This is a genomic window from Bradyrhizobium sacchari (assembly GCF_002068095.1).
GTDB lineage: Bacteria > Pseudomonadota > Alphaproteobacteria > Rhizobiales > Xanthobacteraceae > Bradyrhizobium > Bradyrhizobium sacchari.
The window spans coordinates 181,018-191,460 of sequence record NZ_LWIG01000013.1; the positions used below are offsets into that span (position 1 = coordinate 181,018).

9 protein-coding genes and 1 pseudogene are annotated in these 10,443 nt (G+C 65.2%); 6 read left to right on the forward strand and 4 right to left on the reverse strand.

From position 1 onward, the window contains the following. Positions 1–304 precede the first annotated feature (304 nt). From A5906_RS17950 to A5906_RS17965, 4 genes are all read left to right on the forward strand, one after another. Complete coding sequence (locus A5906_RS17950) at positions 305–1,132, forward strand: metal-dependent phosphohydrolase (protein ID WP_080136713.1); 828 nt, start codon at positions 305–307, stop codon at positions 1,130–1,132. Between the two features lie 109 nt (positions 1,133–1,241). Further along, the gene (locus A5906_RS17955) at positions 1,242–2,132 is read left to right on the forward strand and encodes an alpha/beta fold hydrolase (RefSeq protein ID WP_080136714.1); all 891 of its coding nucleotides are present in this window, start codon (positions 1,242–1,244) and stop codon (positions 2,130–2,132) included. A gap of 84 nt (positions 2,133–2,216) precedes the next feature. After that, the gene (locus A5906_RS17960; protein ID WP_080136715.1) at positions 2,217–3,740 is read left to right on the forward strand and encodes an FAD-dependent oxidoreductase; all 1,524 of its coding nucleotides are present in this window, start codon (positions 2,217–2,219) and stop codon (positions 3,738–3,740) included. Between the two features lie 129 nt (positions 3,741–3,869). Continuing rightward, positions 3,870–4,445, forward strand: coding sequence for an HdeD family acid-resistance protein (locus tag A5906_RS17965; RefSeq protein WP_080136875.1), 576 nt, complete (start codon positions 3,870–3,872; stop codon positions 4,443–4,445). Positions 4,446–4,605: 160 nt separating this feature from the next. On the opposite strand, the gene A5906_RS17970 is transcribed toward A5906_RS17965, so the two are convergent. Continuing rightward, complete coding sequence (locus A5906_RS17970; protein ID WP_080136716.1) at positions 4,606–6,123, reverse strand: M81 family metallopeptidase; 1,518 nt, start codon at positions 6,121–6,123, stop codon at positions 4,606–4,608. A gap of 203 nt (positions 6,124–6,326) precedes the next feature. Between A5906_RS17970 and A5906_RS17975 the strand changes: the two genes are divergently transcribed. After that, a complete protein-coding gene (locus A5906_RS17975) occupies positions 6,327–7,538 on the forward strand; it encodes an ABC transporter substrate-binding protein (RefSeq protein WP_080136717.1) in 1,212 nt (403 codons plus the stop codon). 52 nt (positions 7,539–7,590) lie between these two features. Here A5906_RS17975 and A5906_RS46400 read toward each other — a convergent pair. Both A5906_RS46400 and A5906_RS17980 read right to left on the reverse strand, forming a co-directional pair. Further along, a pseudogene (locus A5906_RS46400) lies at positions 7,591–7,726 on the reverse strand (SOS response-associated peptidase); the annotation flags it as partial. 44 nt (positions 7,727–7,770) lie between these two features. After that, a complete protein-coding gene (locus tag A5906_RS17980; protein ID WP_080136718.1) occupies positions 7,771–8,124 on the reverse strand; it encodes a hypothetical protein in 354 nt (117 codons plus the stop codon). A 110-nt stretch (positions 8,125–8,234) separates the two neighbouring features. Here A5906_RS17980 and A5906_RS17985 point away from each other — a divergent pair, with 110 nt between their 5' ends. Next, complete coding sequence (locus A5906_RS17985; protein WP_080136719.1) at positions 8,235–9,461, forward strand: acyl-CoA dehydrogenase family protein; 1,227 nt, start codon at positions 8,235–8,237, stop codon at positions 9,459–9,461. Between the two features lie 292 nt (positions 9,462–9,753). Here the strand turns inward: A5906_RS17985 and A5906_RS44560 are convergent. Then, a partial coding sequence (locus A5906_RS44560; protein ID WP_245326772.1) for a methyl-accepting chemotaxis protein occupies positions 9,754–10,443 on the reverse strand: 690 nt, incomplete at its 5' end.

The window sequence follows — 10,443 nt, forward strand, 5'->3', positions numbered from 1 at the left end:
CGTCCCGGCCGCGAAGACGATGCAGGCGCATGCGGCGGGCCGCGGACCATTGCGCCGGCCTGTTGTCCGCGTCCGATAAAGCGAATTTGATTTTCCGCCTTCCGCTGCAGCCCGGATTGATCGGCCCGGCTGTATCGCGTCGCGACCGCAACCGCGATCTTGCGGGGCACAAGAGAAACATAATTTACGTATTTGCGGTCCGGGATTTGGTCACCCGGCCTAAGATGGGCTATGCTGGCGGCGCGTCGAGGACAATAACGTCGGGAGCTGGCGTGGGACACCACCGACAAGCGGGGCTGCATCCATGATGACGTTACCGAGACTGGCGGCTGAATCCCTGGAGAAGTTGCTGGGCTCGTTCATGCGTCGCAGGTACGGCGAAGAGTCGGCGAACGTCATCGAGAGCGCCACCCGCACCACCATGGAATGCATCGGCAACAGTGATGCGCTCTACCACAACATCGAGCATACGATGCTGGTGACTTTGGCGGGCCATTCCATCCTCAGCGGGCGGTACCTTCACACTCACCTGGAGGCGGAGGACTACGTTCATGTCCTGATCGCCTGCCTTGCGCACGACATCGGCTACGTCCGCGGCCTGTTTCCGGAGGATGACGACGATGGTTTCATCATCGACGATGCCGGGACCAAGGTGTCGCTGCCGCGCGGCGCTTCGGATGCCAGTCTGATGATGTATCACGTCGATCGCTCGCAACTGTTTGTGCGGCGGCGGCTGCCGCCGATCCGCGGTCTCGACTCTGAGCGCATTGTCCGCGCCATCGAGGGAACGCGCTTCCCGGCCCGTGAGGGGCAGGAATATGACGAGGAAGCTTCGATCCTGCGCGCGGCCGATTTCATCGGCCAGCTCGGCGATCCCAACTATCTGCGCAAGGCCAATGCGCTCTATTACGAGTTCGAGGAAGTGGGCATGAACCGGCAGCTCGGCTACGACTCGCCCGCCGACATTGTGAACCGCTATCCACAATTCTACTGGAACAGTGTCGCACCGCATATCCAGACCGAGATCGGCTATCTCAACAAGACCGAGATCGGCCGGCAGTGGATCGCCAATCTCTACAGCAATGTGTTCCGCGCCGAACGCGACATCTCGCTGTCGGGGCCGCAGAAGTAAGGTCTTGTAGCTCGCGTGGAGCGAAGCGGAATGCGGGGAGGCCTGTATCCGTGAACCCCGATTGCGCTGCGCTCCATCCGGGCTACGATCGCGTTTCCGTGAGAAATACATGCAACAAAAAACCATCACCACGGATGTCCTCGACATCGCCTATCGCGACTACGGCGCGCCCAATGGCTGGCCCTGCATCATGGGCCACGGCTTTCCCTACGACGTGAACGCCTATGCCGAGGCCGCGCCGATCATCGCGCAAGCTGGCGCGCGGGTGCTGGTGCCCTGGCTGCGCGGCTATGGGCCGACGCGGTTTCGCTCCCCTGCAACGCTGCGCTCCGGTGAGCAGGCGGCACTGGGCGCCGATCTGCTCGCCTTCATGGATGCGCTCGGCATCGCGCGTGCGGTCGTCGGCGGCTACGATTGGGGCGGACGCGCGGCCTGCGTGGTTTCGGCATTGTATCCCGAGCGCGTCGTCGGGCTCGTCTCCGGCAATTCCTACAACATCCAGAACATCGCCCGCTCCATGGAGCCCGCCTCGCCGCCGGAGGAAGCGGCGCTCTGGTATCAATATCTATTCCACAACGAGCGCGGCCGCCGCGCGCTGGAGCGCAACCGGCGCGGCTTCGCCCGCCAGCTCTGGTCGATGTGGTCGCCGACATGGGCCTTTGACGACGCGACGTTCGCGAACAGCGCGGCCTCCTTCGACAATCCCGACTTCGTCGACGTCGTGATCCACTCCTATCGCCACCGCTACGCGCTGGTCGAAGGCGATCCCGCCTATGCCGCGATCGAAGCCAGGCTCGCCGCGCAACCCGCGATCGGTGTCCCGACCATCGCGATCGACGGCGACAGCGACGGCGTCAATCCCGGCACCGCGCACCATGCGCGCAAGTTCGAGGGCTTCTTCGAGCACCGCGTCTTTGCGGGTGCCGGCCATAATTTGCCGCAGGAGCGGCCCGCCGAATGGGCGCAGGCCGTGCTGGATGTGCGCGCAGCCGCGTCCTGATTTTCATTTTCGCGATCGCGGGAACTTTTCGTTCGTCCCGCCGTCCAATTCCTGAGTTGCGCGTCAAGCTGTCGGGAGGTGACCATGAGCGAGGACAAGAAGCCGAGCGGGCCGGATCTGACCGCGGGCGTAACGCTCGCCGACTTCAAGGACGGCAAGCTGCTCGGCCATGTCGGGGGTGAAGACGTGCTGCTGGTGCAGGCCGGCGGCGAGATCTTCGCGATCGAGCCCGCCTGCAGCCACTATCACGGTCCGCTCGCCGAAGGCCTGGTCGTGGACGACACCATCCGCTGTCCCTGGCATCACGCCTGCTTCTCCTTGCGCACAGGCGAGGCCACCCGTCCGCCGGCATTGAATGCGCTCGCGGTCTGGGAGATCGCGCAGGATCGGGACAGGATTCGGGTTCAGCGCAAGCGTGAGTCGCCGAAGCGGTCGGCAGCCTATCGCAATGCGCCGACGCCCGAGAAATTCGTCATCGTCGGCGGCGGTGCCGCCGGCTTCGCCGCGGCCGAGACGCTCCGGCGCGAAGGCTTTGCCGGCACCATCACCATGCTGAGCAATGACGGCGCGGTGCCGGTTGACCGGCCGAATCTCTCCAAGGATTACCTTGCCGGCGATGCGCCGGAGGATTGGCTGCCGCTGCGGGGCGAGGACGACTATCAGGACGCCGGCATCGATCTCAGGCTCAACACGAACGTCGCGGCGATCGATCCAAGAGCACGCCGCGTGACCCTCGGCAATGGCGACAGCCTGCCGTTCGACCGGCTGCTGCTCGCGACCGGCGCCGAACCGGTCAAGCTGCAGATCCCGGGTGCGGAGCAGCCGCACGTCCACACCTTGCGCTCCGTCGCCGACAGCCGCGCCATCATCAAGGCCGCCGCCAGCGCGAAGCGCGCGCTGGTGATCGGTGCCAGCTTCATCGGCCTGGAAGTTGCGGCGTCCTTGCGGGCGCGCAAGCTCGAGGTGCATGTGGTCGCGCCCGAGGCGCGACCGATGCAGAAGGTGCTCGGGTCCGAGATGGGCGACTTCATTCGCGCGCTGCATGAAGAGAACGGCGTCAACTTCCACCTCGAGGACACGGTGGAGAGGCTCGACGGCCCCCGCGCCATGCTGAAGAGCGGCGCCGCCATCGAGGCGGACCTGGTCGTGGTCGGCATCGGCGTCAGGCCGCGCCTTGCGCTCGCCGAGCAGGCGGGCCTTGCCGCCGATCGCGGCGTCAGCGTGACCGAATATCTCGAGACCAGCGTCGCCGGCATCTTCGCCGCAGGCGACATCGCACGCTGGCCTGATCCGCATACGCGGCACACCATCCGCGTCGAGCATTGGGTGGTGGCGGAGCGCCAGGGCCAGACCGCGGCGCGCAACATGCTCGGCAGGCGCGAACGCTTCGACGCCGTGCCGTTCTTCTGGTCCCAGCATTACGACGTCCCGATCAACTATGTCGGTCATGCCGAGAGCTTCGACGACGTGGCCATCGACGGCAGCATTTCCGGCAAGGACTGCCTGCTGAAGTACCGCAAGGGCGGGCGCGTGCTTGCGGTCGCTTCAATTTATCGCGATCTCGACAATCTCAAGGCCGAGCTCGAGATTGAGCGCTCGCGCGGCTGACGCGCCGCATTCGATCTTGATTTGCGTCAATGTTGCTGCCGGTAACGGGTGCTCTGCTGGCTGTCGTCCCGGCACGGTGCGTGCTATTCTGGCGTGTGCCCCCGGGCTCCGCATGCAGGAGTGGCCGCCATGACCAGTGCTTCCGATACCTCTCATCATCCAAGCCTCGGCTCCGGCATCACGGCGCTGCATGCCAAATGGGGCTGGATCGTTGCGCTCGGCGTCGTCTATCTCATTGCCGGCTTTGTCGCGCTCGGCAGCATGGTGATGGCGACGGTGGCGAGCGTCATCGTGGTCGGCGCCATGATGATCGTCGCCGGAGTCACGGAGATCATCGGCGCGTTTCAGATGAAGAGCTGGGGCAAGTTCCTGATCTGGGCGCTGCTCGGCGTGCTCTACGTGATCGCGGGCTTCCTGACCTTCGAGAATCCGCTGTTCGCGGCCGTCCTGCTGACGCTGTTTCTCGGCGTCTCGCTGATCGCCTCGGGCGCCGTCCGGCTGTTTCTCGCCTTCAGCATGAAGCGCGAGAGCCCGTGGGTGTGGGTGGCGCTGTCGGCCGTCATCACGCTGCTGCTTGGTCTGCTGATCGTGGCACGCTGGCCGGTGAATAGCGTCTACATCCTTGGCCTGTTCCTCGGCATCGACCTGATCATGGCGGGCGCGGGCTGGATCAGCCTCGGCTTCAGCCTGAAGCGGCGCGGCTGAACCCTCCGGCGAAGTGCGCAGTGCTAGAGCCTTTCCGTTCCGATGGAATCGGAACGGGCTCTAGATTCTTGTTCTGACGCGTTTTCTTGACGCGAACCGGTATCCACTTCGCTCTAAAGCGCGATCAGATTTCGATGGATCCTCATCGCGCTTTCGCAGATCAATCCAGCGGCATCTCGTCGAGCGGCCAGATCGGGCGACGAACCCTGCGATAGGTGAGGGTGGTGTAGTCATTCGTGGCAAGGCCGCCGCTGTCGGCCAGGATCACCTCCTTGGCCATCGGCCCGAAAGCGGCGCGGAAGTGATGGGCGGACTTGACCGCGACGACCCGAAACCGCGCCGGCTCCGCGCCGAGAATTCGGAACATTTCTTGATCATAGGTTTGCAGCGTGTTGGTCGACAGGGCGATCGAGATGCCGTTCACCTCGAGCAGGGCGGAGGGGCCGAGCGTCATGGGCTGACCGGCATTCATCGGTCCCTCGCAGACGAAGGCACCATCCGACAGCGCGGCGACGCGTCCGGCCAGCGTGAGTGGCGGCCCGTAGCTCGCGGGATCGCGCTTGGCGCCGACAACGACGTCGAGGCTGGCCCCGAGACCCGCGGCATGACAGCGGGCGGCGGCTTCGGGATCGCCGAGGACGCCGAGGAGCACACCTTTGACGTTGGCCTTCAGCAGCGCCTCCAACAGACGGACGCCGTCGCCATAGGCGCCCGAACCCGGGTTGTCGCTGTAGTCGGAAATGACAAAGGGACGGGTATCGGCGACATCGGCTGCGGCCTCCGCGGCTAGCCTGGTCGCGGTCGGCAAATCATGCGTCGCGACGGTGACCTCGGCGCGGCGACGATAGATCTCCTCATAGAGCGCGGCCGCAGCCTGCCGCGCCGCCGTCTCGGCGGCGTTGTGCGAGGCATCGTAGGTCACCTGCACGCTGGGGCCGACCTCGGCAATGTCCGAGCGGCTGAAGCCCGCGCAGACGTCGACCGACAACAGGCCGGGCGTTTGTGCCTCCATGTCCGCCGCGCGCGCCAGGAGATCGCTCATTACGCCGCCCTGGGTTCGTCCGTGATTGCATCCGTCGAGCAGCGGTCCTTGCAGGTGGACGACCTTCGGACGGATCTTGCCGTCCATCGCCGATTGCAGCAGATTGGCCGCGCGGAGTGCGGTCTCGTATTGGTCGATATGCGGATAGGTCCGGTAGGGCAGCATGATGTCGGCCAGTCGGCCCATGCGTTCAGTGACGTTGGCATGCAGGTCGAGTGTCACCGCGATCGGGATCGTCTCGCCGAGCCGCTTGCGCAATCCTTCGAGCAGCGCCCCCTCGGCATCGTCGTCGTTCTCGGTCACCATCGCACCGTGCAATGCGAGGATGACGCCGTCGAGCGGTCCCGTCTCGCAGGCCTCGTAGACCAGGCGTTGCAGTTCGGCCCAGCAGTCGGCCGTCACCTTGCCGGACGGCGTGGCCGAGGCTGCAATCGGCTGCACCAGGGTCCAGCCGTAGCGTTTGGCCGCAGCCAGATGCCCGGCGATCTCCATCCTGGTGGCGCCGAGCGCGGGGGCGATCTCGGCTCCCAGGAGAAACAGCCGCTTGCGATAATCGTCGAGCGTGGTCGGGACGATCGAGAACGTGTTGGTCTCGTGGGCGATCTGCGCGGAGAGCACACGTCGCGTCTGGCTCATGGGGGCTCCTTGTTGTTATTCATGGAAGCCGCGGGCCTGATCTCGCGTCCTCACAAGACACTTCGCTAGCATCGAATCGGGCTGCCCCACCAGCAACTTGACGCAAGACCGTCATGCCGAACTTCGCTGATCTGGCGCGCTGACAAAAGCAGCGCGCCGCGCGGGCCGCCTCGTCGCGCGGCGATAATCATCGGGGAGACGCCATGAGAGCCGCTTTGGCCCTGGCCGCAGCTTTGGCTGCCGCCTGCCTGTCCACGCCTGCTTCTGCACAAAAATCCTATGGTCCCGGCGTCAGCGACACCGAGATCAAGATCGGCAACACCATGCCCTATAGCGGGCCGGCCTCGCCGCTCAGCATCACCGGCAGGGTGATCTCCGCCTATTTCGACGAGATCAACGAGAAGGGCGGCGTTGGCGGCCGCAAGCTCAATTTGATCTCGCTGGACGACGCCTTCTCGCCGCCCAAGACCATGGAGGCCGCGCGCCGCCTCGTCGAAGGCGAGGGCGTCGCCTTCATCTTCGCCACCATGGGCACCGCGCCGAGCTCGGCGATCGCAAAGTATCTCAACAGCAACAAGGTGCCGCAGCTCTTTTTGATCAGCTCGGCCTCGAAGTGGAACGATCCCGCCAACATGCCCTGGTCGATGGCGCTGCCCTGGGCGCCGAACTACACCAGCGAGGCCGCGATCGACATCGCCTATGCCCGCGCCAAGAACCCGAATGCGCGCTTCGCGGTGCTCTACCAGAACGACGACGCCGGCAAGGAATATCTGCGCGGCGTCAGGGAAGCGCTCGGCGCCGACGCCGACAAGGCGATCGCGATGGCCTCCAGCTTCGAGGTCGCCGATCCCACCGTCGATTCCCAGGTGCTGACGCTCGCGAGCACCAAGGCCGACGTCTTCATGATCTACTCGGTGACGCCGCGCGCCTGCGCGCAGGCGATCCGGAAAGCCCATGAGGTCGGCTGGCAGCCGACGCGCTTCCTTGCCTCGGGCTGCGCCAACAAGGCCACCGTGATGGTGCCGGCCGGCCTCGATGCCGGCAAGGGCGTGCTGTCGCTCGGCGCGCTGAAGCCATTCGTCGAGGTGCCGAAAGACGACCCGGCGATGACGGCCTATATCGACTTCATGAAGAAGCGCCTGCCCAACGCCGACATCAACAACGTCGCCGGCCTCTACGGCTACACCGTCGCCGAAGCTTTGGTGGTGCTGCTCAAGCAGTGCAAGGACAATCTGACGCGCGAGAACATCATGGCGCAGGCGGCGAACCTGAAGAACGTGCCGCTGTCGCTCTTGATGCCCGGCATCACGCTGAACACCACGCCGCAGGATTTCCGCCCGATCAAGGACGGCTACATGCTCCAGTTCGACGGCAATGACTGGATCGTGGCCAGCGAGCTCTTGCGCGGGACGTGAGGCGGCGCCGGTGCGCGGCATCTCGAATGAGCGCCCACAATAGGGCCTCGATATTACGGCTCACGGGCGCTGGGTAGTCGGGAAGACGCCGGGCATGTGCTGCGAGTTACCGACGTACAGCGATTGCCCACGCGGAAGAGCGCGAGGTTGGCGGCTTGCTCAGTGGTGATGCTGTAAAGATTGCACATTGAGCGGGGAGACGCCAAGACCGAGGTCGACTTGCAGCATGGTCTTACTTCTTCTTTAGAATGCCAATATCGGTGTTGCCCAAGTTCTCTATGGCGCGTTCGGCGGCCGGCGTATCCACCGCGTTGTCGTGGGAAGTTGGAGCCGGACTAACGGAGGAAGCATCCGCGTCGCCGGTTGCTGCGTGGCTGAGCGCGTTGCCGAGGTTGGGACCGGAGGAGCCTCCGGTGCCGCTTATGGTGTGCCCGGTCGATAAGGTGCTGCCCGCATAGCCTGTAGACCCGGCGGCCGCAGTTCCACTCGACGCGGAGCCGCTACTGCTCGATCCACCGGCACTCTGGCCCAAGGCGGGCGCAGAGCCGCCAAGGAGTAAGATCAAGAAGACGGCGATGTGGTTCACAGAGCGGTCCTCATACGAATAACTGCTCAATGAGTTGCACGTCTGATAGTTCCGTTGGAGCTTGTCGCTCCTCCGGTCCGCGCCTTCCCAAGCACGAAAAGGAGGACCCCATGGACTTTCAACACTCCGCCCGTTCGCTGGAGCTGCAGGAGCGCGTCCGCCAGTTCATGCGGACCCACGTCGAGCCGGTCGAGGAGCTCTATTACGAGCAGGTGAAGTCCGAGGCCGCGCGCTACAGGACGCCGCAAATTCTCCAGGACCTGAAGCGGCTGGCGCGGGAGCAGGGGCTCTGGAACCTGTTTCTGTCAGGCGAGCACGGCCCCGGCCTGACCAATCTCGAATATGCGCCGGTGAAGGAGATCATGGGCCGCATCCTCTGGGCGCCCGAAATCTTCAACTGCTCGGCGCCCGATGTCGGCAACATGGAGGTGCTCGCCAACTACGGCACCAAGGCACAGCAGGAGCGCTGGCTGAAACCGCTGCTGGAGGGACGCATCCGCTCCGGCTTCTCGATGACCGAGCCGCAGGTCGCCTCCAGCGATGCCACCAACATCCAGTGCGAGATCAGGCGCGACGGCGACAGCTATGTCATCAACGGGCGCAAATGGTTCACCTCGGGCGCCATGAATGAGGATTGTGAGATCCTGATCGTGATGGGCAAGACCGCGCCCGGCCATCCCGACCGGCATCGCCAACAATCCATGATCCTGGTGCCGAAGGCGACGCCAGGCGTGCGCATCGTCCGCGACATGCTCACCTACGGCTATGACGATGCCCCGGTCGGCCATCCCGAGATCGTCTATGACAACGTCCGCGTGCCCGCCGAGAACATCCTGCTCGGCGAGGGCCGCGGCTTCGAGATCGCGCAGGGCCGGCTCGGCCCCGGCCGCATCCACCATTGCATGCGCCTGATCGGCTGCGCCCAGCGCGCGCTGGAATTGATGTGCCAGCGGTCGGTCTCGCGCGTTGCCTTCGGCAAGCCGCTCGCCGAGCAGGGCTCGGTGCGCGAGGACATCGCGAACTCCTTCTGCGAGATCGCACAGGCGCGGCTGTTTACGCTGCAAGCCGCCGACAAGATGGACCGCGAAGGCAACAAGGCCGCGCGCGACCTGATCGCGGCAGCCAAGATCGTGGTGCCCAGCATGGCCGCCCGCGTCATCGACCGCGCCATCCAGATCCACGGCGCCGCCGGCGTCTCGCAGGACACGTTCCTCGCCCGCGCCTATGTCTACGCCCGCTTCATCCGCATCGGCGACGGCCCGGACCAGGTGCATCTCGCCGCCTTGGGCAAGGAGCTGATCAGGCACGGCGGAGTGATGGCGGGGGAGGCCTATTGAACGTTGCCGGCATCGGTCAGGATCGGCGGCTTTGCCGGCGTTCTGCTCATCGGTTCGTCGACCCAAGCGAGGCCGGAGCGATGACCACTTTGTTCGGCGCATCAGGGCGGGGAGGGTGCGGAGGCGCCCCATTTCCATGATGATATTATGCCGGTGTTTTGCCCGACGGGTCAAAATGAATTCGTAAAATCAGCAATGCGTCGCGCCGGCAGCCAAGCCATTGATTTGGCTGACCGTGGCTACTGTGCATGGGGTTGTTTTCGCACTTTTTGCGTGAGCGCGGGCCGCGCCGCTATCCCGCTCTGGCGATGCGACCGTCGGCCGCCCCGGAGCGCAGGTTCTGGAAGAACGTCTCCACCTCCCGCGACAGCGTCTCCGCAGTCTCGGTGACGCTGCTCGCCGCCGTCAGCACGGACGCGGCCGCCGTATCGGTCTCGCCGATGGCATCGCGCAGGGAGGTGATGTTGGCGACCAGCGTCTCGTTGCCTTGCGCGGCGCTCTGCGCGTTGGACGAGATCTCGCGCGTGGCCTGGTCCTGCTGTCCGACGGCACCGGCAATGGCAGAGGTGACCTCGTTGATCTCGCGCACCGCGCCGCCGATCTCACGCACGGCGTCGACGGCGTTGCGGGTGGAGGCCTGGATCATCGCGACGTTTTCGCTGATGTCGGCGGTGGCCTTGGCGGTCTGGCCGGCGAGCGCCTTCACCTCGTGCGCGACGACGGCAAAGCCGCGTCCGGCATCGCCGGCGCGTGCGGCCTCGATGGTGGCGTTGAGAGCGAGCAGATTGGTCTGCTCGGCGATCGCCTGGATCAGGCTGAGCACGCCGTCGATGCGCTGAGTGGCGGCGGCGAGGCTCTCGATCTCCGCGATCGATTTTTCGGTGCGCTGGCCGGTCTGCTCGACCGCGCCGGCGCTCTGGCGCACCTGGCGGCCGATCTCCTCGACGGAAGCCGACAGCTCCTCGGCCGCGCCCGCGACCGC

Coding starts and splice junctions, on each gene's coding strand:
- A5906_RS17950 (WP_080136713.1), top strand. CDS start 305: ATGATGACGTTACCGAGACTGGCGGCTGAATCCCTGGAGAAGTTGCTG.
- A5906_RS17955 (WP_080136714.1), top strand. CDS start 1,242: ATGCAACAAAAAACCATCACCACGGATGTCCTCGACATCGCCTATCGC.
- A5906_RS17960 (WP_080136715.1), top strand. CDS start 2,217: ATGAGCGAGGACAAGAAGCCGAGCGGGCCGGATCTGACCGCGGGCGTA.
- A5906_RS17965 (WP_080136875.1), top strand. CDS start 3,870: ATGACCAGTGCTTCCGATACCTCTCATCATCCAAGCCTCGGCTCCGGC.
- A5906_RS17970 (WP_080136716.1), bottom strand. CDS start 6,123: ATGAGCCAGACGCGACGTGTGCTCTCCGCGCAGATCGCCCACGAGACC.
- A5906_RS17975 (WP_080136717.1), top strand. CDS start 6,327: ATGAGAGCCGCTTTGGCCCTGGCCGCAGCTTTGGCTGCCGCCTGCCTG.
- A5906_RS17985 (WP_080136719.1), top strand. CDS start 8,235: ATGGACTTTCAACACTCCGCCCGTTCGCTGGAGCTGCAGGAGCGCGTC.